Source organism: Pseudanabaena minima str. Chao 2107 (genome assembly GCF_051131155.1).
GTDB lineage: Bacteria > Cyanobacteriota > Cyanobacteriia > Pseudanabaenales > Pseudanabaenaceae > Pseudanabaena > Pseudanabaena minima.
The window spans coordinates 289046-314913 of the sequence record NZ_CP159508.1; the positions used below are offsets into that span (position 1 = coordinate 289046).

Sequence of the window (25868 nt, forward strand, 5' to 3'; positions counted from 1 at the left end):
AATAAAGTATATGTAAATAATTATTTCCATTTGTTAACTTCTCTTTACAATCCTTTAAATAGATTTTAAATCAGTAAATAAGATGTAATACCCTTCACTGTAATGATCCCAGCCTTAATTTTCAGATTTATGGCGATCGCGTAGGTTTAAGTAACTATAAACAACTACAGAGTCGGTAAGTGACCATAGGTAAAATGACTGTCTAGAAAATGGGTGGGTAATTACAACGGTTACTTTTGAATATGTTAAGTCTCGAAAACTTCCCTTGGCTCACGTTTATCATTGCCTTTCCCATAGTTATGTCCCTGATGGTTGCCTTTGTCCCAGACAAAGGTGACGGCAAAACCATTCGCTGGTTTGCCCTTTTAGTAGGACTAATTGACTTTGCGGCGATCGCCTATGCCTTCTGCACAAAGTATGACTACAGCAACCCTAACCTCCAACTCGTTGAGAGCTATTCTTGGGTTCCCCAATTGGGGCTAAATTGGTCAGTGGGTGTTGATGGACTCTCGATGCCTTTGGTATTGCTGACTGGATTTATCACCACATTAGCAATCTTGGCATCCTGGCCCGTTACTCTGAAGCCACGCTTATTCTTCTTTTTGTTGCTGTCGATGTATGGCGCACAAATTGCTGTATTTGCCGTTCAGGACATGCTGCTATTTTTCCTAACGTGGGAATTAGAGCTAATACCTGTATATCTACTGCTCTCGATTTGGGGGGGATATAAGCGCCTATATGCTGCCACGAAGTTTATTCTTTACACGGCGATCGGGTCACTGTTCATCCTTGTTGCTGGTCTGGCGATGGCATTTTATGGTGATACTGTCACCTTTGACATGGCGGCACTAGCTAATAAAAACTACCCCCTCACCTTCCAATTGCTGGCTTACGGTGCATTCTTGATTTCCTATGGAGTCAAGTTACCGATTTTCCCTTTGCATACATGGTTACCTGATGCTCACGGTGAAGCAACTGCACCCGTGCATATGCTTCTTGCAGGGATCTTGCTAAAAATGGGTGGCTATGCGCTGATGCGGATGAATGCAGGCATGTTACCTGAAGCCCATGCTTACTTTGCCCCGATCTTAGTAGTTTTGGGCATCGTAAATATTATTTATGCGGCGCTTACGTCCTTTGCTCAGCGTAGTCTCAAACGCAAAATTGCCTATTCCTCAATTTCCCATATGGGCTTTGTGCTGATTGGTTTAGCTTCATTCACCGATCTCGGTACGAGTGGCGCAATGTTGCAAATGATCTCTCACGGATTAATTGGCGCGAGCTTATTCTTCCTTGTGGGCGCAACCTACGATCGCACTCACACATTGATCCTTGATGAGATGGGTGGTGTTGGTCAGCAAATGCCAAAAATCTTTGCGATGTTTACTACCTGCTCTCTTGCTTCCCTTGCTTTACCAGGGATGAGTGGATTTGTCGCTGAGGTGATGATTTTTGTGGGCTTTGCTACTAGTGATGCTTATAGTGGCACATTTAAGGTTATTGCCCTCCTGTTGATGGCAGTGGGTGTAATCTTAACGCCTATCTATCTGCTCTCAATGTTGCGTGAAATTTTCTATGGTCAGGAAAATAAAGCTCTCACTTCCCACCAAGATCTCGTTGATGCAGAACCTCGTGAGGTCTTCATCATCGCTTGTCTATTAATTCCAATTATCGGCATCGGATTCTATCCAAAAATCGTGACTCAAATCTATGATTCGACCACGACACAACTGGCGACTACTCTGCGTGAGGCAGTTCCAGCACTGGCTAATAAACACGATAATAAACGTCTGGCAAGCCTACAGTCTCAGGCTGCACCAAGTTTAAGTAAATAGACTAAAGAAGGTTCGCTTAGCGAACCTTCTTTTTTTATCGATATTGGGTTATAGGGTTTGCAGAAATGCGACAAGATTAAGAATTTGGATATCTTGAAAATATAGCTGTCGCCAAGTGTTTGAGGACATGAAACCCAAGAAGAGAATGGCGGCGCGAAGCGCCGCCATTCTCTTCTTGGGTTTTGATTTTGTCCTAACACAATCGACGGTAGCTATATAGCTGTCACCAGTCTTAAGTACCTGTGCAAAATAAATTACCAAAACCCGTAAAGTTGCGCCCCTGTGGGGCGCAACTTTACGGGTTTTGCTTTGTAATTAATTATGCCTAGCTACTTATTAGGCGATCGCTCTTGACTGGAGATACCAAAATTTCTAACTTGCACGAATTTTATAGTAAGTAGCTAGGCATAAATAAACTAAAAACCGAAAAGATTGTTCCGCCCGCTACGCGGGCGGAACAATCTTTGGTTTTAGGTTTTAATATGCTCATCTACTTATTTCTGAAAACCGCGATAAAATCTTAGTCTAGTTGCAGCAAATTTCTTAGAAATCCCGATCGCATGATTTTCCCTGAGTATTCTGACTTTATTAAGCTATCGCAGCAGGGCAATTTTGTACCTGTATATATGGAACTGGTTGCCGATCTCGATACGCCTGTTTCGGCTTGGTATCGTGTTTGTCAAGGTCAACCCTATAGCTTTTTATTAGAGTCAGTTGAGGGCGGCGAGAGGCTTGGACGTTATAGCCTATTGGGTTGTGATCCTCTATGGGTACTAGAAGCCAGAGGCGATCGCACCACGCAGACATTTCGCGATGGCACAGTGAAGGAATTTATAGGCAATCCCTTTCAGCATTTGAATAATTGCCTCGCACCAATTCATCCTGTGCATTTGCCCCAGTTACCGCCGAGTTTAGGGGGACTATTTGGCTATTGGGGCTATGAATTAATTAATTGGATCGAGCCGAAAGTCCCTGTATTTTCTTGCCAAGAGGGAGACACGCCTGATGGTGTATGGATGCAGGTGGATAGTTTGCTAGTGTTTGATCAGGTCAAACGCAAAGTTTGGGCGATCGCCTATGCAGATTTGAGTACTGGTAATGATCTGGAAACAGCCTATAAATCAGCTTGCGATCGCTTAACGGTGCTGGTGGATAAATTGCGATCGCCTCTAGATCGCCAAAAAACAGCGATTACTTGGACAAATCCCCGCTTGCAACCGCCTGTGAGTTACACCAGTAACGTTACTCGCGAAAAATTCTGTCAAGCTGTAGAAAAAGGCAAGGAGCATATTAAGGCTGGTGACATTTTTCAAGTGGTGCTTTCACAACGCTTAACCACAGAATTTAAGGGTGAGCCATTTAGTTTGTATCGTTCCTTGCGGGTAGTTAATCCTTCGCCTTACATGGCATTTTTTAACTTCAAGGATTGGCAGCTAATTGGCTCTAGCCCTGAAATTATGGTCAAAGCGGAAGTAGTTGATGGAATATCGCGCACAGTCCTACGTCCGATCGCAGGGACTCGCCCTAGAGGTGCAACACCAAAGGAGGATGCGGAACTAGCCAAGGATTTACTCGCTGATCCGAAGGAAGTTGCCGAACATGTGATGCTGGTGGATTTGGGTCGCAATGATCTCGGTCGTGTTTGCAAAAGTGGCACGGTGAAAGTTGATGAGTTGATGTCGATTGAGCTTTATTCCCATGTGATGCATATCGTCAGCAATGTCGTTGGTGAAATTCGTCCAGAAAAAACAGCTTGGGATCTGCTTCAGGCTTGTTTCCCTGCGGGTACGGTGAGCGGTGCGCCAAAGATTCGAGCGATGGATATTATCCATAACTTAGAAGGCGATCGCCGAGGCACTTATGCTGGAGCCTATGGCTACTATGACTTTGAAGGTCAGCTAAACACAGCCATCACGATTCGGACAATGGTAACGAAGGATGGAACGGCTAGCGTGCAGGCGGGTGCTGGTGTGGTAGCTGATTCCGATCCTGAGAAGGAATATCAAGAAACCTTGAATAAAGCAAAAGGGATGTTGGAGTCGTTGCGCTGTTTGGGATAGTGAATAAATGAGAATGCGATCGCTCAAATCTATTAGTTGAGATTAATGGCGATCGCATTTATCCGATGCAATTGAGTCTGACAAGATGGATTTAGAGCAGAGACTAGCGGAACTAGAACGCAAAAGAGCAGAAAGGGATAAATAGCGATCGCTAAATTTATCTCTTTGATGATTAGCGATCGCTGTTTGTAACAGGTCTTAATCAACTCTTGCGGATAAAACTATGATTTTAATAAGCGATCGCCAAAATCCAACATCGGTTGAGAGTAAAAGAGCGATTTTATTAAACTAAATGATTATGAATCGAGCCTTTAGGTAGTTCGTCATAATCCCCTTCCCTATAGAATCTCAAACGATTTTTGTAGACACCTTGATAGTTAAAAAGATCTAAAAGAACAAGCTCTAAATACCATAAACTCAAGCGCCATGCTTCTTTTCTTATGCTTTTGGGATGTACTTTTTCCTTTTGTTCAAGATGAGTAAGCTTATTGCGAACTTCCGTAATTGCCTTAGGCATATTAATTTTCTTTTCTTCAATCCTCTAGCAAATGATAGAAAAGAAGATAAACCACTTAAAATATCTAGTGCTTCTTCAGAGGTAATACCAATTCACGAAAGAGTGGCAACACTTTCGTGAATTAAAAACCAGACCCAGTAAGGGTTTTAAAAACACAAAATGGCTATGCCATTTTGTGTTTTGGTATAAATGTATGTTTGTTGCTCTTTTCAAGTTTAGCTACATGGGTAATTGCATATCCGCCCTCATCTTCTAGAGAGTTAGTCAGTTCTTTGATTTTTTCTAATGGAGCAATCGTTACTTTCCATCCATTTGCTTCTAATAAAAGCTGACAGCTATGAAAATTTGTGAGGTGAAATATTACATAGGAAAGATTTGAATTAGAAGTGATAACAGCAGGCTCATGTAAAAAGCCTGAAACCTCTGTTTTTATTCCTACCGAAATTGATATTTAGTAGCATTAGCCTTACAGGAAACCTTTAAATTGACCAATTCTAAAACATGTGATTCTTTAAAATTAGATGTAACACTATTGTTAGATTCAAAAGAATATTTGATTCTTGTTGTGGGAAACCAATTAAGTTTTACGACTCCAGTTCCATGAGCTACGATATCCCGATCTCCTTGTTTCCCAATAAATTTCATGTCTCCTTCGTAGAGAGTCAATGGTTGGTTTATCTCCTCTGTTACATATACTGGAGTTAGTGATTGAGGATCAATACTCATTATGATTACATTTTTGATTTTTTGTATTTAACTATGACAATAATCTTTGTTTTATGAAAATTCAAGTAAGAGCAGCAAATTTTTTGTGCAGAGGGGTATTCCTTAGGAATTTGAGATCGCGAAATTGCTCATGTCAGGGCGATCGCCTAAACTAGAATGTAATCAATAAATACAGGTAATTAAGCAATGCAAATTACAGTTGATATTCCCGATGAATTTCTACCAAAAATCAAACAAACAGGCTTCTCCCTGCAAGAAATTGTTGCGAAGGCAGTTCAGCAATATCTTAATAGTGAATCAACTTTACTACAAACACAGACTTGGCAACTATGCGGTAAACTGCAAATTTCACAGCCAAAAGAAACGAATATCGTTGATGTTTCCACCATTGAAACAAACTATGCCGAACAGATTGACGATATTTTGTATGGGAATCTCTCATGTTAGAAGTTATTCTTGATACATCAGCACTTATAGCCTTTTTTGTCGGCTCAGAAAAACACCATAAAGCAATACGCGATTACTTTTTCGCCAATCCTAAAACAAGATGGGTAATCATCTCAACGGTCTTTGATGAAACCGTCACTTGGCTTCGTGTCAAAGTTTCTATTAAAGACTCAATCACTATTGGTCATATATTACGAAACGAACATCGTTATATTGCTCTATCTGAGATGGATGATACATGTGTATGGGAATCTTTTCAACGGTACAATGACAAAACATGGAGTTATACAGACTGTTCACTATTAGTTATGTCTCAACGATTAGAGATACCTACCATTGTTTCTTTTGATGAGCATATTCGTCAAATGAGTGGGCTAGGAGTTAATTGTGTACCGTTAATTTGAGAACCTATGAAATATACAATTACACTGCAATGGTCTGATGAAGATAAATGCTTTGTTGTTTCCTTGCCAGACTTTACCAACATCAACCAACCTTGCACTCATGGCAAAACATATTCTGAAGCACTGCAAAATGCTAAGGAACTGATCGAAATTCTAATAGAGCTTGCAATCGAAAAGAATGAACCATTACCGAAGTATAAACCATATTACTATGGCAAAATATCAGAATGATTAAGTGGGAAATTGCTCATGTGAAGGCGTTCGCCTAAACTAAGATTTAAGCTTAATAAATATTACAAATAGAACTTAGCCAGACTTTACTGAATATTAACTAAATGACGAAACCTCTATTGATTGTTGGCAGTGATACGGGTATAGGGAAGACTGTTTTAACAGCAGCTTTAGCGGCTTATTGGCTGACCTATCGCGATCGCAATGTATCTCCAACTGAACCAAGTAAATCCCTAGGCATTTATAAGCCTTTGCAGTCGGGAGAGGGCGATCGCGAGTTCTACAACCAGACTTTCTCGCTTTCGCAAACCCTTGCTGAAATTACACCTTTGTATTTTGAAACGCCGATCGCTCCTGCGATCGCTGCTTATAAAGAAGGAAAAGCAATTGATTTGGGGTTGATTTGGCAACAGTTCCAAAAATTGCAACAACAGAAGGAATGTCTATTAGTTGAGGCTATGGGAGGTTTAGGCTCACCAATTACCGATGAATATATCGTGGCGGATTTGGCGAGAGATTGGGCTTTAGACAGTATTTTGGTTGTGCCTGTACGTTTGGGAGCGATCTCTCAGGCGATCGCCAATGTCGCTTTGGCGAATGTACAAAAAGTTAAGTTAAGAGGAATTGTGCTGAGTTGTTCGCAAGTTTACACATCTGAAGAAATAGAAGAACTTGCACCGCCGCAGATGATTTCGCGACTTACTTCTATTCCTGTTTTAGGGATCTTGCCCTATATACAAGATTTGAGCGATCTTTCACAATTAGCGCGTGCGGCTTCAGAGTTAGACATAGAAAGAATTCTAATTTAGTCAAAGATGAGTTGCAGCGCGAAGCGCTGCAACTCATCTTTGGGTTTTATGTATCGACACTAATGATATAAATGAAGCTATGTATGATCGCCTTACTTCTATAGCTTTTCTCAAGCAAATTTCTGCTGATCGCCAAGATGTTGATCATGGTGAAATTGTGGCGACTTTGGGCGATCGTGTAATTACCTTGGGGCGTGATCCTAGTTGTGAAGTGGCGATCGATATCAATATCTATGGCTCGGTATCGCGTCGTCATGCGGAGATTCGTCCCATTTTTGCGGAACAGAAAAATCGTCAAGATGCTAGGCAGAAGTTTGAGGGGTGGGAAATTTGCGATCTTGATAGCGCTAATGGCACGTTTATTAATGACCGTCGTTTGTATAGCTGTTATCCACTCAAGCATGGCGATCGCATCCAGCTAACTAAAGGTGGTCCCCAGTTTGTATTTGAATTAGAGTCTAGTCCCGATACAGCTTTAGAAACAGATATTAGGAAACGTCCGCGATCGCAAATTACAAGTATCACACTGACAAAGTTATTACCAATTTTTTCGACAGGTAACGATCTTTGGAAAAAAGCCTATCTCTTACCAGGGATTGCAACAGTGGGCTTTGTGGTGATGATGTTTGCTTTTTTAGGACAGCCCCAATTATTTAACCTCACAATTTCCGTATATATCAGCCTAGCCGCCTATTATTTTGTCTATCAACTTTGTGGCAAAAATAAACCTTGGTGGGTAATTTTAGGCGCAGCAATATTTACGGCGTTGATTCTTAGAAGCCCGATTTTAAATATTTTTCTGTGGTTCTTTTATAAAGTTCTACCAGGGACTGCACCAACGGGGCAAGTTAGCTTTATCAGTGTTCTGATTGCGATGTTTTTTGGGGCGGGTTTAATGGAAGAGTTGCTTAAGGCTTTGCCAGTATTTGCGCTCTGGTTTATGGGGTTACGACTGGGGAAGAAATGGCGATCGCGTGTAGGTATTAGCGAACCATTAGATGGAATTTTGATCGGTGCGGCTTCGGCAGTGGGTTTTACGCTGACGGAAACCTTGGGGTTATATGTACCCAGTATTGTGCAGAGTGTGGCAAATCAAGCAGGGAGTTCTGAGATTGCGGAACTGACAGGGCTGCAATTATTGATTCCCCGTGTACTTGGCTCTGTGGCGGGACATATGGCATATAGCGGTTATTTTGGCTATTTCATTGGGTTGAGTATTATGAAGCCTTCCCTTCGTTGGCAAATTCTCACAATTGGATATCTCAGTTCGGCGTTGCTTCATGCCCTTTGGAATACGAGTGCTTTAGTCAGTTTTTGGCTATTAGCAATAGTCGGCGGTATTTCCTATGCGTTTCTAGTAGCAGCAATTCTCAAGGCTCATAGCTTTTCTTCAAAGGTATAGAAATCTGGTAGTAAAGATTCAGCGATTTGATATTTTTGTGGCGCAGCTTCACTGCGCCACAAAAATATTGGTTCTTTATTAGCGAAATTATGGGTGTGCTATAGTTTCTCTACATATGTGATTAGTTACCACTATCTCTATAAACCCGTGATTGCTCAAGTATCATCACAATCCACAGAACTAAATCAGATATCTAAAGAGACGGAATCTCAGCATTTTGTTTTTCCGAATCGATATTCATGGAAAGAATTTAAGACACTTTCTGCTTTAATTGGTGATTCGCGTAATATCCATCTCAATTATCTTGACGGGCTTATCGAGATCATGACTACATCGGCTGCCCATGAAATCATCGTGCATTTACTCTCGATGTTATTGGGGATTTATTTTGCAGAAAAGGATATCGATTTTATTCCGACAGGTAGCGCTACTCTAGAATCAGAAGCTAAAGGTGCAAGTGTTGAGCCAGATTTATCTTTTTGTTTTGGCAATAAATTAGGTGATCGCGATTTAGCAATTGAGGTGATTTTTACGAGTGGAAATGTAGCGAAGTTAGAGCGTTATCGGCGCTTTCATACAAAAGAGGTTTGGTTTTGGGAAGATGGTAAGTTTTCGCTGTATCGGTTACGTGAAAGTGGCTATGAGGCGATCAACCAAAGTGAATGCTTGCCTAATCTCGATTTAGAACTACTCACCCGTTGCTTACTAATGGCGGAACCAAAATCTGCACTCAAAGTATTTCGTCAAGGGCTATAGCCGATATTGTCGATAGATCTCACTGGCAGCGCGATGTAATAGGGAATGTCGATAAACTAGCGATCGCATATCTTCGCAATAACCACCACCAATCACACAGGCAACGGGAAACCCTTGAGAAATACAGGTACTCAAAACCTGCATATCGCGACGATAGAGTCCCGCATCGGTAAGAGCCAATTTGCCTAAGCGATCGCCTATATGCGGATCGACTCCTGCATCGTAGAGTACGAGGTCGGGTTTAAATTCCGTTAATAAATCTGGTAAATGATTAGCCAGAGTGCGTAAGTATTCATCGTCTTCCATTCCCTCCCGTAAGGGAACATCGCGATCGCTAAATTGTTTAACAGACGGAAAGTTAATTTGGCAATGCATCGAGAAGGTAAATACATCTGGCTCGTCCTGAAAAATGAGAGCCGTGCCATCGCCTTGATGCACATCCAAATCAACGATTAATATCTTCTTGACTAAACCTTCTTGGCGTAAAACTTGGGAAGCGATCGCCAGATCGTTAAATATACAAAAGCCTGAACCATAGCTAGGAAAAGCATGATGGGTTCCCCCTGCGGTGTTGCAAGCTAATCCATGAGCTAAGGCTAGCCTTGCAGTTAATAATGTGCCACCAACAGCGATTCTTGTGCGATAGGCGAGTTCGGGACTCCAAGGTAATCCAATGCGGCGCTGAGCCTTGGGGGCGAGATTGCCTTGCCAATAAGCATCCACATATTCGCGATCATGGACTAAGGCGATCGCATCTAAGTCTGGTAATTCTGGCTGAAAAAATTGCTCAGATCGCGCCACACCATCAGCCAGTAAAATCTCATACAGCAAGCGAAACTTTTCCATCGGAAAGCGATTGGTATTAGCGATCGGCGCGACGTAATTGGGATGATAGATAAGAGGTAAATCCATGATTCCTAATCAAAAAGCAAAAACCGTGCATTGCACGGTTCTTGCTTCTATACTTTCGCTAACTGCTTGCTCTTAATCACTTCTGCGGCGCACATCTTGCCTGAAAGTGTCGCGCCTTCCATGCTGTCGATGTAATCTTGCATTGTGTAGCTGCCTGCGAGGAAGAAGTTCTTTACAGGTGTAGCTTGAGTTGGACGGAAGGGATCTTTACCAGGGGCTTCTCGATAGAGCGACTGCGCCAGTTTGACCACACTTGACCAAGTGACATTCAGTTTATTAGAAGAAGGGAAAATCTGATGCACTTGAGCAATCATCTTCTCAACGATCGCTTCATTACTGAGCTTAATGTAATCATCCGCAGGGGTAATTACTAATTGCAATAGGGAACCTTCGCCTTCTTTGTAATAGTCAGTGGGGCTAGTAATTGCCAAATCGGCAAAGGTGGAGAAATCTACTTTAATGGCATAAAGCAAATTATCAATATCCGTTACCCAACCATCAAAGCGTAGTTGCACGGTAATTACAGGCACAGCATCAAGCTTATAGATATTGTCAAATTGTGACCATGCACGCCATTTCTCAGGAATGATTCTCTTTACTCCTGGAACATCAGTGGCGCAGATATACACATCAGCATTCACGATTTCTTCGCCATCTTCTTTGCCAATGATCAAACCTGTGACGCGAGTATCTTCGCCTTCGCCTTCAAAGAGAACTTCACGCACACCACGACGCAAATGAATTTTGCCACCTTTAGATTCAATTAGTTTCACAATGGGCTTATGCAAAAACTCATCGGGCGCACCTTCGAGCATTCGCAAAATCGAAGCTTCAGTTCTCGATGCAAAGAATTGGAAGATGGTGAGCATACAGCGTGCGGAAATATTTTCGCAGTCGATAAAGCCTAATCCGTAGGCGATCGCATCCCACATTAAATCGAGACTCGCTTGCGATCCGCCCATCCCCAAAAACCAATCTTTAAAACTAATGTTGTCGAGGGCGCGGATTTCTTTCATTGCGCCAACATGATCGACTAAGCCGCGAATTAAGGGACTCCGCCCGATCGCGATCGCATTTTGGATTTTGTCTTTAAGTGGTAATTGTCCTGTGGTTACGAATGCTTTCAGACCATGAAAGGGTGCGCCGCCAAAGTTGCGAAAATCGAGGGCAGCCTGTGCGCCACCTGGATTCACGAAAATATGGGTATGTTCCTTGAGGCGGAGATGCTCGAATGCGCCTGTTTTTTTCATCAGTGCAAAGAGGTTGTAGTAGCAGCCAAAAAATACGTGCAAGCCCATTTCGATATGGTTGCCATCTTTGTCTAGCCAACTGCTGACTTTGCCGCCCACAAAGGGACGGGATTCAAAAAGTTCTACCTCATATCCTTGTTCGCTAAGCTCTACGGCAGTACTCATACCTGCTAAGCCTGCACCAATAATCACTGCTTTCATGTTTATGCTCGACCCTGACTGTCGTTACCTTGTTGTTAAGTTTTGCTTAACATATTGTAATCTTGTTTGGGTCATTGGGGGATAGCGATCGCCTATCGCCAAGGAAACTTTAGCTGTCGCCAGTCATGTTAGGACAAAATCAAAACCCAAAAGAGAGTTGCGGCGCTTCGCGCCGCAACTCTCTTTTGGGTTTTATGTCCTGATACACTTAGCGACAGCTATATGATAAAAATATGCGCTCAAATGGTTGTTTGCGATAACGGCGATAGATGTCAAAATCATTGTCTAATGTGGCGATCTTAGTAACAAATCAGTAAAGTCGTCATTTTTAGCTATGCCTTGCTAATAGCGTCTTCAATCTCGTCTAGGCTAACGTCTGCTTGATCTGATTTTGCATAGATGAGTAAAAGCAAGATTAATTCAGGTGAAATCACTTGATAGATAACGCGATAACCGCCGCTTTTTCCTGTGGGAATATCACTGTTTTTGGCACGAACTTTAAAGATGGTGAAGTCTAGACCAGTGATTTGATCGCCGATAAGATTTCCATTTTGTAGCTGTTCGATTATTGGTTGGATGTCAGATTGAATTTTGCGATAACGTTTAGTTAGTGGTTTTAGGCGGCGAATGAAGGGTAAGGTAAAACGAACTTCGATCATAGGTTTATGTTGTAGCGTCTTCCCAAAGTTGTGATACTGGGAATGTTTGTCCTGCTGCGGCAAGCCTTACCGATTCTTGTAAGTCGGCTAATATTTGTTCTTTGGGTTCTTGTTCATCAATCCAAGCTAATCCACTAATATTGTCAGTGTTTAAGGAATGGATTAGCTGTTGCCAAATCTCTAAGGGGACAAGCACATCGGTTGTTTTGCCTTCTGAATTGGTGACGTAACGAATAAGGTTTTCAATTTGGGCGATCGTCATAGCTTTAATTCTCCTATTTTTTATTTTAGCGTTGATAATTTATTTGCGATTTTCTTGAGCAATACTTTCTGCTAAGTAGCTTACTGTTTCTTGATCTAAGGTGATTGATAGCATTTTTTTAATCATGAATATTGATTAACAACATATTGTAATCTTGTTTGGCTATATGGTTTATGGCGTTTAGCTTTTAGCTTTTTGAGTGAGTCGTGTCAGACTGGTAAAAAACTTGCGGAACTCTGGACATTTTTGTTGGGCGATCGCCGAGTCAAGTTGTTTGATAAAACGGGCGGTATGTAGTTGTTTGGAATATCTCATTCCTTCTTTTTGTTCTGAGGCTTGGATAATAGCGTTGGAAAGTTTTTGATGATAGCTCTGTGGAAATGCGGGATCTAGTCCAAAATTTTCGGGATTGCTAAAGGATAGTTGGCGATCGCTTACGAGCCAGTGCTGCATTGCCTTACATTTATCGCGAAAGTCGGGGTCTCTGGCTAAGGTTTGCTCCCAATCGGCTATCACCCAAGACTCTAATTCGGGTTTGGCGAATCCGATGATGTGATTAACTGGCGGAATGTTTGGGTTATTTTGCCATACATGATTGAGGAGATCTATAAATTCTTGAGATTTCTGTTGACAGAACTCGTTTGGATCGTTAGTGCCTTGGGGTGGATAGTCGAGATCGTCAAAAATCAAAATCAGATCGCATATGGGATCGTTTAATCTGAATTTATGATTTAATCTCTCCTCAATTTCTTTGAGCAATGATTTACCCGTCAAGCCTTGAGATGCTCGATTTGTCTTAGGTTTTGCGCCTAATTTGTTGGGTTTTATTCCTTCCTTATTACTAACTGGTGTCACTCTTTGGAAGTCACAATTTGGAAATTCTCTGCGTAAGTAGGGAAGTAGTCCTGATATTTCTGATTGTCCGCCTCCTGCAAATACCCATACGATCACAGCGCCCAGCCTCCGATTTCAGGTTCACCTACTCGATACAAATCGCCAAGTTCCCAACCTTCATCTAGGCGATCTTGGAGGCGTTCTCTGGATAGAGTTTTGACATGGAATAGGGTTTGTTCTGGGTTGGAGGCTTCAAAGACATGGACATTTTCGAGGCGGTCTGTGAACTTATCCAATAGGTCGGGGCTATGGGTAGTGATGATCACCTGTGTTCTAGCGGCGGCGTTTTTAATCCATTCGGCGAGGTAGCTCAACCATTGAACATGTAAGCCGACTTCTGGCTCGTCAATGACGATGAGGGAGGGTAAGTTAGGAGAGTTGAGGATGATTGCCCAACATAGCATTCTGACTGTACCATCGGACATTTCATCAAGGTATAGAGGACGTTTGGTATTTTGTAAGTGCCATTCAATGCTAATTCTGGTTCTGCCTGTTCTGATGGGGCGAATGCGTTTTGTTTGTGGCACGATGTCACGCATGATGACGTTGAGTTGGTCTTCAAAGTCGATGCTTTCTTGGATGAGGTTGTCTAGGACTAGGGCTAGGTTTTCACAGTCAGGATTGAGATATTTCTCTGGAGATCCGATTTCTGGTTCTGCATTACGAATCTCTTTGAGATTCATATTATTAGCACTATAAAATCGCCAATCAGAGATAAGGTTAATGATTTGGCGGCGAATATTAAATAGAGTTTCTGTTTTTGGAAGATCTTTTATACCCTCTAGTAATTTCGGCATAATAGTTAAGCCAATTTCATTAGATGGAATTTCGTTTACTTTAGTACATCTTAAATGCAAACCATCTTCAGTATCAAAAATAGCTCCATATTCGTTTGATTTGTATGGAAATTGGTAATAGTATAAAGGTTTAACATCTTTTTTCGGATTATATACAGACAATGATTCTGTGTGAATTTGTGGAAATCTTTTAGAAGAACATAGGAATGATAAATAGAAATTTACCTCATTATTAATAAAATTATTAATAGCAAATGTAAATATTAAATCCACTTTCTCTGGTGGAGCATCTGATGCACTTAGCATTTTAGAATAGCCTAACAGAGATGTAGATTTTATGAAATGTTTAATGCCATCTTTGTCCGACAAAAATTCATCTAAAATACCAACTTTTAAAAACTTTAATAAGCTAATAAAGTTACTTTTGCCAGAGCCATTAGAACCGATAAATATGTTCAATCCTTCGCTAAGTTTTAAACCTTGATCTAAGTCAAGATTTTTATATCTTTGGGCGCTGACTTCGCTAATACATTTTATGTTCATGATGTTGCCCCCTCACTAGTTCTCAAGGCTTCTAGTTCTTCGGGTGTAAATGGGTTAAGTCCAGATTTTAAAACTTCAAGCCAACGTTGTCGCTTTTCTAGTATTTCTTCCTCAAGTTCCCCACTGTTGATTGCTGCTTCAAAGTCCTCAATTGCACCAGTCAAATTGCCAGTTAATGCTCTTGCGAGACCACGAGTATCAGCAGAGTCCCCTAGCTCAACAAGTTTGTCACAGGCAAATAGAACATCATTGGCGCGATTATGTAGACTACCAAACCAGCCTAATTGATTCCAGTAGAACGCAGAAATCTCTAAATTCGGATCGATGGTTTGGGCTTCAGTATAAGCAGCAATTGCACTATCCACATCACCAGAAACAACTAAATCAGATCCATTGCATAGCAAAACTGCCGCTCTAAATTGCGGATTGCTAGCTAAAGCGTCAGATACATTAATTGCTTTATGTAAGCCTCTAGCATTTGACCAGATTTTACTTTCATTTGATGAAATATCACGGAGGTCTGCGCCACCGAGGTCTGCACCACTGAGGTCTGCGCCACCTAGGTATGCGCCACTGAGGTTTGCATCACGGAGGTCTGCGCCACGGAGGTCTGCGCCACCGAAGTATGTGCCACGGAGGTTTGCGCCATCGAGGAATGCGCCACGGAGGTCTGTGCCACGGAGCATTGCGCCACGGAGGTTTGCGCCGCCGAGGTCTGCGCTACCGAGGTCTGCGCCACTGAGGTATACTAGGAATAGGACTGCGCCACGGAGGTTTGCGCCACGGAGGTTTGCGCCACGGAGGTCTGTGCTACTGAAATTTACGTTAGTTAAAAATTTGCTGACTATATCCTTAAAACCACCATTTCTAAGACATTGCCCATAACCAATGATACGGAGCAATCGAGTTGAGTCATCGGTCGCTCCATCTTTTGAACTATATTTGCAAGGATGGAATGAAACTTTGTCTTTTAGTTCTGATTTTACCTGAGCATAACGATGGAAAGTAAACATTAAAATCAAAACATTCAAGCCAGTATAAACATCAACCTTACGTTGCCCGATTGGAAAACATTGCTTCTGCATTAAACGGGCTTTCTTAAGTGGTATAGGCTCTCCATCCGAATCAACCGCATCAATAAATTCTCCATTACTCCAAGCCCAATAAAACCCATATAAGCGCTCAAACAACCTCACAAAATCATCATCTTTGTCTTTAAATTCCTTTTTAATCAAAGCTGTCAAATATTCCACAATCTCAGAAGTCAGCGCTCCAAAACCAAATAAGTCGTATACCTGCCACTCTAAATCTTTCTTATCCACTTTCCAAACTTGAAGATGAGGATTACTTAGATCTGGCTTTTGCTGCGACCATTTCATTAAATTATCAACAAATCTCTCTGCACAAAGAAACTCACCAAAACTCTTGTGCAGAAATTCCATTGAATTATCTTTGGTATCTGATGATTTTAAATAGAAAGTTGCTAATGCTATGGGCAAATTACCTTCTTCATGTTCTGCATGAGCTTTCAGTTTAGTAACCAGATCAAGCTCTAATCTGTCTTTTATAGCATCCAAGGTAGTAAATATTCCTCCAGACTGTACAACACATAAACCAGCTTCTTTCAAGATATAGCGAAGTTCTTCTTTGTCTAATTTTGTCAAATCTTGATTGAGATTTTTTCTGCCTTTGGAGCGTTGTTTATCTAGAACCCAATCCAATGTCTGCTCATAAATCAAAATTTTGGTACTATTTCCCGCATTTTGAAAGTTTTCAATCTTAAGGTTTCCATCCGTGTGCATTGCTGCCAAAAAGTACATTAGCATCGGCTCTTTCGCTAATGTTTTAACCTGTTCAGGACAGTTTAGATCACTTAGAAAATCCTTAAATTCTTGAGCTTTATCTGCACCTTTAAGTTTTGCCCACTTCTGTAACCATTTCTCCTGTAATTCTGCACTCATATCGAGGATTTTCACCCGTTCCAAATTGTCGGGCATATCTTTCTCAATCCCAAACAGTGCAAGTGGTCTACCTGTAATAATTACTCTATGACCACGCTCACTATTTTCCTGACACTTAGTTTGAAACTCAGATACCAGATCCAGAAAATCTTTGAGCTTGAGATCTCTAATACGTTCTAGAAGAAGCTCATCAAATCCATCCAATACAAACAAAAAGCGAGTATTAGGATTGTTGAGCCATTCCTCCCCAATTGTAAATGTTCTCTTTACTGCATAACTTAGAAATGTATCAAAGTGATCTACGGAATCCGTAATATCCCGCAATCTAATTAAAATCGGAATCCAAATTGGATATAGCTCTCGCCTAACGCGATCAACAAACATCCGACAAAACACACTTTTCCCTCGCGCTGGTTCCCCTTGGATAAATAGTACCTGTCCCGATTTGCTCTCATCATTGAGTAAACCTAGCGCCCATTCTTCAATAAATTGAGGTTCGCTATTGCTACCATCTTTTGCAATCTCCGCAATCTTTAACTCTACATAGATATCTTTAAATCCAAAATTATCGTCAAAAACTGACTCACTAGGCTGCTTTGCAATGAAATCTTCTAAATAGCGATCTATGCTCAGATAGGTTTTACTATCGCTTTGCCAATCTCCCCCATAAACCGCTCTTAGACTTTCAACCTTGTCTTTCAACTTAGTCAAAACAAACTTTGTTTCTCGATGCGTTAGCCGTGACACCCTCTCAACAACAATCTTAGCAGCAGACTCTCCCATACCTGACTCAATCAAGCGCTCAGCCAGAATCGGATTCATTGCCTTTGCCAACTTCGACTCATGAAAACAATCCAGTACTTCGCAAGCCTCATTGTCATTGAGTGAAAGACTCCTACCCAATTCTGCAATTTTCTTTTGAAGGCGATCGGAAGCCTTTGCATCTTCTAATTTTTTCAGCAATTGCTGATTTTCATCTCTGTTTAGAAAGTTTTTAAAGCTCTCTAAGTATGCCTCTTGTCCCACAAGTTCAACACAATCTGCAAAAGATAGCTCCACCTTTGCTCTATCTAAAGAAAATTGCAGCAACTTACTGGCAATTCCCACCAATGGCAAAGCAGAACCAACCACTTGCACAATGGGCAAATTTAAAACATCTAATACCGAAGAAACCTGACCAATCAAGGGTGCTAGCTCAGAAAGTGAACGGTTCTCGTTTATTGATTTAGCTAACTCTATAAAAGTTTTGCCCGTATCAACTGTTCCCTGCGTAAATTCAGAGATCGGAATATCGGTGGTGAGAATCTCACATAACCTTTGCCAAGCACCCTTTGACATATTGTACTAACTCTAGAAAAGCTCTTGCTATTTTAGCCCAAGTTTCATCATCATTTCAGGATTTGGATAACTGGATAAAGTCTATTTTGCGGTCAACTAGGGTTAAGTCTTCGTGGATTAACAAGAGGTTTATCTGCTCGGCGAGGACGACGACGTTGACGGTAATAAGCTTTTATTTCTTCTTCAGGAGTTAACTTGAGACGCTGAGCTAGCAGCAGTTTGACCTGTTCGACAAAAGGCGATCGCGGATTCCATGTATAGAGACGGGTTTTTCCTACCGAACGGCTCACTAGCAGTCCTGAGTCTTCAAACTTCTGGAGTTGTTTTTGGACAGTACTCAAAGCAACACCATAGGTATCAGCGATCGCCTTTCCATACCCTTCGTCATAATTGGCAAGATATAGCAAAACCTGCTCAGGTGCTTTACCACCAAAAAGTTCTTTCAGCATGTCTTTCAGCTTAAATATATACCTACTATAAAGCTTATCTAACCTATATAATAGGTATATCATGGATTTTGTTATATAACACAGAGTAATCCCTCAATAACGCTTGATCGTACAGATTGCTATACTATGACGATATCGCTCATCGTAGGACTTTTATCATGACTCAGGCGATCGCTACTACCCCTGAAACTGCTAATAATTCCATTGTGACAGAAGCCCAACCAGCAGAGCAGCTTCTTTGGACTAGTGCTGACCTAGAGCTGATGCCCGACAACGGCAGCCGTTATGAAATTATCAATGGAGAACTTTACGTGACTAGAGCGCCCCACAATAAACACCAAGATACCTGTGGCAATTTTTACTATGCGTTAAAAGCGTGGTCAACAAAAACAGGCATAGGGTATACGGTAATTGGGGCAGGCTTAATCTTTGGTGATAATGATGATGTTATTCCTGATGTAATCTGGATGAATAAGGAGAAATATGCTGTTCTAATTGATGACACGGGGCATTTTCGTGGTGCGCCTGACTTAGCGATCGAGGTTCTTTCTGCGGGTACTGATAATGAAAGGCGCGATCGCGAAATAAAGCTTAAACTTTATTCATCAAGGGGAGTATTAGAGTATTGGATTGCGGATTGGAGAGCCAAGCAAATTCAAGTTTATCGGCGTGAGAATGGAGTTCTCAAACTAGCGATGACTTTATTTGCAACTGATACCCTTACTTCTCCGCTTCTACCAGATTTTTCCTGTCTGCTCTCCCAGATTTTCGAGTAAGTCATGTCAGGCTAAGGAAAAATTTGCGGAGTTCTGGACATTGTTGTTGAGCAATCAGGAGAAATAAAATCAAGATCGTCCGATTGATACTCATTGATGTTGACGGTAATAAGCTTTTATTTCTTCTTCAGGAGTTAATACCAATTTAAAAAAGTGTTGTCACACTTTTTTAAACTAAAAACCAAACCCAGTAAGGTTTTTAAATTAAGAAATGGCTACGCCATTTCTTAATTTGGTATAACTTGAGACGCTGAGCTAATAGCAGTTTGAGCTGTTCCACAAAAGGCGATCGCGGATTCCATGTATAGAGGCGGGTTTTTCCTACCGAACGGCTCACCAGCAATCCTGAATCTTCAAACTTTTGGAGTTGCTTTTGGACAGTACTCAAAGCAACTCCATAGGTATCAGCGATCGCCTTTCCATACCCTTCATCATAATTGGCAAGATATTGTGATATTGCTACTTCAGTCCAGTACTTCCAAAACCACCGATACCGCGATCGCTGTTTCCTAATTCTCCTTCAATATAAAGAGCTTGAATTACTGGCTTTAATACTAACTGAGCAACCTTCTGCCCTTTGGCGAAGGTATAGGCTTCCGTTCCCAAATTAATCACAATCACTTGAATCTCGCCACGATAACCAGCATCAACCGTCCCAGGGGAATTGAGAACTGTAATCCCATGTTTAAGAGCAAGCCCACTCTTAGGACGCACCTGAATTTCGTAACCAATGGGAATATCAACAGCTAATCCTGTAGGGATGGCAACACGTTGCTGTGGTTGCAATGTGACTTCAGCGACTGAATAAACATCAGCACCAGCATCGCCAATATGAGCATAGCTGGGAATTATAGCTTCAGGATGTAACTTTTGGAACTTGATTTCGACGGTTTGCATTGATTAGAAGGTGATAATAATAAAGACACGAGGATGACAATGGGCAGCGCTTTGCGCTGCCCATCATTGAGTTCTAAAAAGTTAGATTGTTCGGATTCGAGGTGGGTTTGGTGGGTTCAGGAGCAGGCTCATTCGGATTAGGTACTGGTGATGGAACAGGCGATCGCGGCGGCTCCGTAGGACTAGTCGTAGGCGAAGGAGTAGGCGATGGCAATGGTTCTGTCGGAGTTGGTGAGGGCGTAGGTGTGGGAGTGACTGTAGGCGTGGCTGTGGGAGTTGGAGTTCGTGTTGGAGTTGGTTGTGGTCGGACAGGTGCTTCTAACTGAACATCAAGTTTATAGGTCGTTTCACTCGTACTAGTGGTTTTGATCTTGATATAGTACACACCATCTTTTTTCAGGCGACCTTGCCAATATCCCGTAGCATTGTCGATCGCTTTACGGTCTAGGCTAACTTGATCATCACTTTGGATGGTCATTTGTAAATCTGCACCATTTAAAGAAACGGTAAGAAGCTCATCTTTTTCACCATTAAAACGGACATTAACAACTTGTCCCGCCACGATCTTATCACTACTAAATCCGCGATTTAAGCCCTCATTCACGGACTTGAGTTCAAGGCTAGTATTGATGTTCGTCACATTTGTGGCGCTTGGTGTGGCTGTGGGAGAAGCGATCGCCGACTCAGTAGGAGTTGTTGTAACTCGATTACGACTAAAAAAGAAAGATGTAACCGCCCATGAACCAACGCCAGCCACTAAAACAATTAAAATTCCTAAGAACCAATTGACGGAACCACTACTGTTTGATCGAGTTGGTGCATTTTGATTGCTATATGCAGGGTTGCGGTTGCTAGCACCTGCAACAACTGTTCTCTGAGGAATATTAGCGACAACATTGGAAGGTACTTGCCGTCCTACTGCATAGGTCTTTGCACCTGAAAAAGAGGCTTGAGCAACTTGCAGAGCTTGCATTACCTCGTCCGCTGAACGATAGCGATTGGTGGGTTTGTAGCTCAACATTTGGTTGATCACTCTTGCAAAAGCAGGATTGACATTAGCAAACTGCTGCCAATTCCACGCTAAATTGATGCTATCAAACAGTTCCGATGGCTCTTTGCCAGTCAGTAAAACAATCGAAGTTACTGCAAGGGCATAGAGATCACTATTGGCATAGGCACTCCCTGACTGCAATTGTTCTGGTGGCGCATAGCCCGCTTTACCCGCAACCGTTGAGGCAGGAATCCCCATTTGCGAATTGAGTTTGGCATTAGTTTCTTGGACAACACCAAAATCGATCAGCACAGGTAAATTATCCTGCGATCGCAACATCAGATTTTCAGGAGAAATATCGCGGTGAATAATATTGTGACTATGCAGATAGCTCAGCACTGGCAAAAGCTGCTGCATTAACGCAAAAATTTCATTCTCCGAGAATGTCTGCCCAACCTTGAGGCGATCTAGTAACAAATTACGATAGTTTTTGCCCTCTACATAGTCTTGAACCAAGAGCAACCTGCCCTCTGACTCAAAGGTAGCGCGGAAGTCTGGCACTTGGGGATGACGGATTTGATAAAGTACCGAGGCTTCACGACGAAAGAGTTCTTTGGCTTTTTCGGTTACTTCTAGAGAATCTTGCGGCGGAATAAATTCTTTAAGTACGCAGGTTTCATTAAAGCGCTCTAAATCTTGTGCTAAGTATGTACGCCCCATACCACCCTGTCCAATCGTTGATCGGATTGCATAGCGACCTTTAAGTACAAAACCTTGAGGAAATGGGGGTTGCATAATTAATACCTCACCGCCATCGCACTACCCCGAATGATATATTTCGGTCCTTCAATATCAATTGATGTACCGACCTTAACCTTTTCATTGGCAAATACAGCCCCATCATTGGTAATTTGGGCAGTTGCTTCGAGGGTGATCGCTAGGTCGGATTGAGAAGTGGCGACAGCGCGAGGATCATCAAAATAAACGGCTGTACCATCAGCTTTTGCGGCGACAATTTTGGGAACTGAAATATCTACTTTTTTAATTGTGACTTCGCCGCGTGGTTGATTGCGGATAATAATTTTCACTTTGTCACCGACTTTGACAAGGTTTTGAGGCTCATTAGCACTTAAACCGCGTACATTCATATCTACTTGGACTGTCTTATTTTCGGCAGATAGCACTTGAGCGATCGAACTGCCGCTATTGCCAGGGACGATGAGTAAGCCAATCAGGATAATCAGGATCGTCGCGATCGCGCCAATGTCCAGAATGCTGAATTTACCAAATAAACGACCTTGCCGATCTAGAAGTGCCATGCGTATTTTCAGGATGTAACGGTGGAATAGAGTGTTAAAGGTTTGCTAAAGCGACAAAGCGCTTACAGCATTACAGTATAGCAATGGCTAAGACGGTTACAGTGTTTTTTGTGTGGCGCGGCAAAGCCGCGCTACACAAAATTTGGTTACAGCGCGTCCCTTATTACTTACGGGGTAATGCGTTTAAAAGTTCTTCGGTAATAATTTCGGTCATGATGCGCGACATTTGGGGCATCAAAATTTCGTTAGTACGCTGAAAAGAGTCATTAAAAATCTGTGGCATCAGGCTAATTGCCTTTTTGCCAGTTGACGACTTATAAAATCCGATAATGTCGCGCAATTCCGATTCGGTAAAATACTTGTCATAGATCGGATAGGAAACCTGTTCAATTAATTGATTGACATCAATTTTTTTGACCACGCGATCGCGGTACTTGCCAGCCATGCGTGAAACGATCTCACTAAATTGTTTTTGAATTTCTGGACGATCGCTGTCGAGAGTAGGAGCATTTTTGAGAACCGCTGATACCAGCTTCGGCAACTCGGAACGCACCATCGAATCCATGATCTGTTCAGCATTTTTAGTAGATTCTGTAATCTCTAGCAACTCTTTGATCAAGGCTCGTTTTTCTTGTGAAATAATCGGCGCAGTAGGCTTAACAGTAGGCTTGACAGCAGGCTTAGTTGTATTACTACTTTCTTGAGGTGTTTGGGCGATCGCTTGATGAGATGAGGGTAAGACTAAGGCAGTAAGTAATGAAGATAAGGCAGTAGTTAGAAAAATGCGGTTTAGCATAATTTTTTTTAGTGTAATGAGGAAAACCTGTGGCGCACGCGCAGCGTGCGCCACAGGTTTTAGATTAGATGAGTTACTCATGAGGACATTTTTTCGAGATTATAGGTGAGTTTTTCAGCGATCGCCGTTACCCAATTTTCATCTTGCTTAGTATAACTACGGGGAATATTTGCTCCTAATACCATGACTCCTTTTTCGCCCAGAGGTTGCACGATTACGCCCTGAGTATTTTCGGGTAGATAGTCAAACTCCACCCGACCTGGATACAGCTCTAATTTGACCAAATAAACTGGCTTTTGGGTTTTCATCACGCGCTCAGCGATCGCGCCAATATTTACCTGTTTGCTTTTGCCTAAAATGCCTCGGCGGAGAATAGTTTGGCGATCGTAATAAACCGCTATCACCTTAGTTACTGTATTAGTTAGCAAAATATGTGAAGCCCAAGCCAGTTCAGTTTTAATTGCATCGCTTAGCGAGTCATCAATTTCTAAACCTTCTGCGCCAATCAAATTTACAGCCTCAGGTGGCTTCGGCTGAGCTTGTTGCCACAGCAACCCTACTAAAATCAACACGGCACTCAATAAAACCCCTAGAGCATCAGCGCGAGATTGGCTAGCCGTGAGATTGAATGTTACCATCCGATTTGCTAGTAGGGCAAAGCCTCCCAATGTCCCTACTACAAGGGGCAAATATCGAATCATGTTTACTCTTATACTCAAATGACAATAAATACACTGCTTTTATAGCTGTCGCCAGTCTGGTTAGGACATAAAGCCAGAAGACGAGTAAGTAGCTAGACATAAGTAAACTAAAAACCGAGAAGTTTGTTCCGCCCGCGTAGCGGGCGGAACAAACTCTGGTTTTGGGTTTTAATTAAGTTGAGCTACTTAGCGGCGCAAAGCGCCACTTCGCTTCTTGGGTTTTGATTTGTCATAATACCAATGGCTACAGCTAGCTATAAATTAGCATTTCTGTGAAACATCTATGCTGCCTAGCGAACTCCTGATGCATCGACTGAATGGCGAAACCGTCGTTCCTAAAAAATTAAAAGTAGATGAGAAACATCAGGCGCTCGCCATAGAATTAATCGCAATTTTTGAGAATGCTAAGGGTGGTACACAGGGTGAACTCGATCGCCTATTACAAGAACTTGAAGGCGATACTCCCGACTATCGGGTGAAGCGAGGATTAGCGCATATTCTCAAGTCGAGTTTTAGCACCTTTGAGATTATTAGTCCGCTTGAGCCGCAGGAATTACGTCGCCGCATTTTTGAATTATCAGCGCAAGTAGTCCCTAGTCAGCAAGCTACAAAGCAAACTCTCACTCAACTTGCCGACAAACTAACTGAAGAACTGAAACGCGAAGTCCTACCTTCTCAAATTACAACAGGTCTATATGCTGATCTGATGGAAAATCGGATTCTGACACAATTTGAAAGCCCTACGCCTGAAGCTCTCATTCATCGTTATAATCTCTCGCAAGTACAGGGAATTTTCTATCGGGCAAGTCATATGACGCTCAAAGTCCATCGAAATGATCCAGGAGAATACAAGCTACTGTTCCGTTATCTCAAGCTATTTCAATTGATGTCCTATATCGAAGGTGATGTCGATTATGGCTTTACGATTACCGTTGATGGCGCAACGAGTTTATTTGGTACAAGTACCCGTTATGGATTAGCGATCGCAAAGCTTCTACCTGCTTTACTCCATGTTACCAAGTGGAGCCTCAACGCTACCCTTGTTGAAAAAGACGCTTATTCAAAACAAAAGCGCACTGGTTTATTTACGCTCGATTCTAATTGTGGCTTAGTTAGTCATTATCCTGCTGGCAAAATGTATGACAGTGCGATCGAGTCATCGTTTGCCGAGCGATGGGCAGAACTCAAAACGGAATGGAAGTTAGAAAGAGAAGTGGATTTAATTCCTATCCCTGGAAGCGTGATGATTCCTGATTTTCGACTGGTACATCCTGATGGGCGGAGTTATTTATTAGAGATCGTTGGTTATTGGCGACCTGAGTATTTACGCAAGAAGTTTTCGCAGGTGCGGCAAGCTAATTGCGTAAATTTGATTTTGGCGATTTCTGAACGACTGAATCTGGAGAAGGCGGGAGTAAAAGTAAGTGATACGCCTGCGCTGACAGTTTGGTTTAAGGATAAACTTTCGCCCAAAGTCGTTTTACAAGCGATCGAATAAATCGCAAATATAGCAATCCTAAATGGTTTGTGGAAGTACACCCCGATGGGGTGTACTTCCACAAACCCAAAAAATCCACAAATGATATAGGACAGCTATATAGCTGTCGCCTAGTGTATGAGGACATAAAACCTAAGAAGAGAATAGCGGCGCTTCGCGCCGCTATTCTCTTCTTAGGTTTTGCTTTTGTCCTAACACAATCGACGGCAGCTATATAAGCTAAACAACAAAATATTCATGGAACATCAGTTGTTTAGATAAAGTCTGAATAGTAATTGAGCCCAATTCATGAAAGTGTAACTACATTTTTGTGAATTAAAAACAAAACTCTTACTGGGTTTTAAAAGCACAAAATGGCGTAGCACTTTTGAGGATTAAAAGACCAAATCAGTAATTATCTAGGTATATGAAATATTAAAAAACAGATTAAACCATCT

27 protein-coding genes are annotated in these 25868 nt (G+C 41.9%); 10 read left to right on the forward strand and 17 right to left on the reverse strand.

The genetic code is table 11. The features are described 5' to 3' along the window. Positions 1-242 precede the first annotated feature (242 nt). Entirely contained in the window at positions 243-1835 is a 1593-nt protein-coding gene (locus tag ABM313_RS01360; RefSeq protein ID WP_434685912.1) for an NAD(P)H-quinone oxidoreductase subunit 4, read from the forward strand. A gap of 560 nt (positions 1836-2395) precedes the next feature. Further along, positions 2396-3895, forward strand: a complete 1500-nt coding sequence (gene trpE, locus ABM313_RS01365) for an anthranilate synthase component I (RefSeq protein ID WP_434685913.1) — start codon at positions 2396-2398, stop codon at positions 3893-3895. 32 nt (positions 3896-3927) lie between these two features. Here the strand turns inward: trpE and ABM313_RS01370 are convergent, their stop codons facing one another. The 3 genes from ABM313_RS01370 to ABM313_RS01380 all read right to left on the reverse strand — a co-directional run bounded on the left by ABM313_RS01370 (position 3928) and on the right by ABM313_RS01380 (position 5138). After that, positions 3928-4101 (reverse strand): hypothetical protein, encoded by a 174-nt coding sequence (locus ABM313_RS01370; RefSeq protein WP_434685914.1) that lies wholly within the window; start codon positions 4099-4101, stop codon positions 3928-3930. A gap of 77 nt (positions 4102-4178) precedes the next feature. After that, positions 4179-4412, reverse strand: a complete 234-nt coding sequence (locus ABM313_RS01375; RefSeq protein ID WP_434685915.1) for a hypothetical protein — start codon at positions 4410-4412, stop codon at positions 4179-4181. Between the two features lie 435 nt (positions 4413-4847). Continuing rightward, complete coding sequence (locus tag ABM313_RS01380) at positions 4848-5138, reverse strand: hypothetical protein (RefSeq protein ID WP_434685916.1); 291 nt, start codon at positions 5136-5138, stop codon at positions 4848-4850. Between the two features lie 186 nt (positions 5139-5324). On the opposite strand from ABM313_RS01380, the gene ABM313_RS01385 reads away from it, so the two are divergent. The 6 genes from ABM313_RS01385 (at position 5325) to ABM313_RS01410 (ending at position 9187) form a co-directional block, all read left to right on the forward strand. Next, positions 5325-5585: a hypothetical protein gene (locus ABM313_RS01385; protein WP_190579799.1), complete on the forward strand. Its 261-nt coding sequence runs from the start codon at positions 5325-5327 to the stop codon at positions 5583-5585. Then, the gene (locus ABM313_RS01390) at positions 5579-5989 is read left to right on the forward strand and encodes a type II toxin-antitoxin system VapC family toxin (protein ID WP_434685917.1); all 411 of its coding nucleotides are present in this window, start codon (positions 5579-5581) and stop codon (positions 5987-5989) included. Before ABM313_RS01385 ends, ABM313_RS01390 begins: the two co-directional genes overlap by 7 nt. 6 nt (positions 5990-5995) lie before the next feature. Then, positions 5996-6220: a type II toxin-antitoxin system HicB family antitoxin gene (locus tag ABM313_RS01395; RefSeq protein ID WP_434685918.1), complete on the forward strand. Its 225-nt coding sequence runs from the start codon at positions 5996-5998 to the stop codon at positions 6218-6220. Between the two features lie 104 nt (positions 6221-6324). Continuing rightward, the gene (gene bioD / locus ABM313_RS01400; protein WP_434685919.1) at positions 6325-7029 is read left to right on the forward strand and encodes a dethiobiotin synthase; all 705 of its coding nucleotides are present in this window, start codon (positions 6325-6327) and stop codon (positions 7027-7029) included. A 79-nt stretch (positions 7030-7108) separates the two neighbouring features. Further along, positions 7109-8431 carry a PrsW family glutamic-type intramembrane protease gene (locus tag ABM313_RS01405; RefSeq protein WP_434685920.1) on the forward strand — a complete coding sequence of 441 codons (1323 nt, stop codon included), beginning with the start codon at positions 7109-7111 and terminating at the stop codon, positions 8429-8431. 117 nt (positions 8432-8548) lie between these two features. Then, positions 8549-9187 carry a Uma2 family endonuclease gene (locus ABM313_RS01410; RefSeq protein ID WP_434685921.1) on the forward strand — a complete coding sequence of 213 codons (639 nt, stop codon included), beginning with the start codon at positions 8549-8551 and terminating at the stop codon, positions 9185-9187. Here ABM313_RS01410 and ABM313_RS01415 read toward each other — a convergent pair. From ABM313_RS01415 to ABM313_RS01450, 8 genes are all read right to left on the reverse strand, one after another. After that, the gene (locus ABM313_RS01415) at positions 9182-10099 is read right to left on the reverse strand and encodes a histone deacetylase family protein (protein ID WP_434685922.1); all 918 of its coding nucleotides are present in this window, start codon (positions 10097-10099) and stop codon (positions 9182-9184) included. The two genes, ABM313_RS01410 and ABM313_RS01415, sit on opposite strands and share 6 nt — an antisense overlap. A 47-nt stretch (positions 10100-10146) precedes the next feature. Next, on the reverse strand, positions 10147-11550 hold the full coding sequence (zds, locus tag ABM313_RS01420; protein WP_434685923.1) for a 9,9'-di-cis-zeta-carotene desaturase: 1404 nt from the start codon (positions 11548-11550) through the stop codon (positions 10147-10149). A gap of 332 nt (positions 11551-11882) precedes the next feature. Then, positions 11883-12209 (reverse strand): type II toxin-antitoxin system RelE family toxin, encoded by a 327-nt coding sequence (locus ABM313_RS01425; protein WP_434685924.1) that lies wholly within the window; start codon positions 12207-12209, stop codon positions 11883-11885. A gap of 4 nt (positions 12210-12213) precedes the next feature. Continuing rightward, positions 12214-12471, reverse strand: coding sequence for a hypothetical protein (locus tag ABM313_RS01430; protein ID WP_434685925.1), 258 nt, complete (start codon positions 12469-12471; stop codon positions 12214-12216). Positions 12472-12651: 180 nt separating this feature from the next. Continuing rightward, the gene (locus tag ABM313_RS01435; RefSeq protein ID WP_434685926.1) at positions 12652-13422 is read right to left on the reverse strand and encodes a DUF4276 family protein; all 771 of its coding nucleotides are present in this window, start codon (positions 13420-13422) and stop codon (positions 12652-12654) included. Further along, entirely contained in the window at positions 13419-14705 is a 1287-nt protein-coding gene (locus ABM313_RS01440; protein ID WP_434685927.1) for an AAA family ATPase, read from the reverse strand. The genes ABM313_RS01435 and ABM313_RS01440 overlap by 4 nt, the downstream gene beginning before the upstream one ends. Next, positions 14702-18004, reverse strand: a complete 3303-nt coding sequence (locus ABM313_RS01445; protein WP_434685928.1) for an NACHT domain-containing protein — start codon at positions 18002-18004, stop codon at positions 14702-14704. The genes ABM313_RS01440 and ABM313_RS01445 overlap by 4 nt, the downstream gene beginning before the upstream one ends. 92 nt (positions 18005-18096) lie before the next feature. After that, on the reverse strand, positions 18097-18453 hold the full coding sequence (locus ABM313_RS01450) for a winged helix-turn-helix domain-containing protein (RefSeq protein WP_434685929.1): 357 nt from the start codon (positions 18451-18453) through the stop codon (positions 18097-18099). Positions 18454-18611: 158 nt separating this feature from the next. Here ABM313_RS01450 and ABM313_RS01455 point away from each other — a divergent pair, with 158 nt between their 5' ends. Further along, positions 18612-19229, forward strand: coding sequence for a Uma2 family endonuclease (locus ABM313_RS01455; RefSeq protein ID WP_434685930.1), 618 nt, complete (start codon positions 18612-18614; stop codon positions 19227-19229). 199 nt (positions 19230-19428) lie between these two features. On the opposite strand, the gene ABM313_RS01460 is transcribed toward ABM313_RS01455, so the two are convergent. The 6 genes from ABM313_RS01460 to ABM313_RS01485 all read right to left on the reverse strand — a co-directional run bounded on the left by ABM313_RS01460 (position 19429) and on the right by ABM313_RS01485 (position 23933). After that, positions 19429-19617, reverse strand: coding sequence for a hypothetical protein (locus ABM313_RS01460; protein WP_434685931.1), 189 nt, complete (start codon positions 19615-19617; stop codon positions 19429-19431). Positions 19618-19688: 71 nt separating this feature from the next. Then, positions 19689-20126, reverse strand: coding sequence for a dUTP diphosphatase (gene dut, locus ABM313_RS01465; protein ID WP_434685932.1), 438 nt, complete (start codon positions 20124-20126; stop codon positions 19689-19691). A gap of 73 nt (positions 20127-20199) precedes the next feature. Further along, positions 20200-21912 carry a protein kinase domain-containing protein gene (locus ABM313_RS01470; RefSeq protein ID WP_434685933.1) on the reverse strand — a complete coding sequence of 571 codons (1713 nt, stop codon included), beginning with the start codon at positions 21910-21912 and terminating at the stop codon, positions 20200-20202. Positions 21913-21914: 2 nt separating this feature from the next. After that, positions 21915-22436: a DUF4330 domain-containing protein gene (locus tag ABM313_RS01475; RefSeq protein WP_434685934.1), complete on the reverse strand. Its 522-nt coding sequence runs from the start codon at positions 22434-22436 to the stop codon at positions 21915-21917. A gap of 163 nt (positions 22437-22599) precedes the next feature. Next, the gene (locus tag ABM313_RS01480; RefSeq protein WP_434685935.1) at positions 22600-23232 is read right to left on the reverse strand and encodes a DUF2059 domain-containing protein; all 633 of its coding nucleotides are present in this window, start codon (positions 23230-23232) and stop codon (positions 22600-22602) included. 77 nt (positions 23233-23309) lie between these two features. Continuing rightward, the gene (locus ABM313_RS01485) at positions 23310-23933 is read right to left on the reverse strand and encodes a cofactor assembly of complex C subunit B (protein WP_434685936.1); all 624 of its coding nucleotides are present in this window, start codon (positions 23931-23933) and stop codon (positions 23310-23312) included. Between the two features lie 283 nt (positions 23934-24216). Here ABM313_RS01485 and ABM313_RS01490 point away from each other — a divergent pair, with 283 nt between their 5' ends. After that, a complete protein-coding gene (locus ABM313_RS01490; protein WP_434685937.1) occupies positions 24217-25431 on the forward strand; it encodes a DUF790 family protein in 1215 nt (404 codons plus the stop codon). Positions 25432-25868 lie beyond the last annotated feature (437 nt).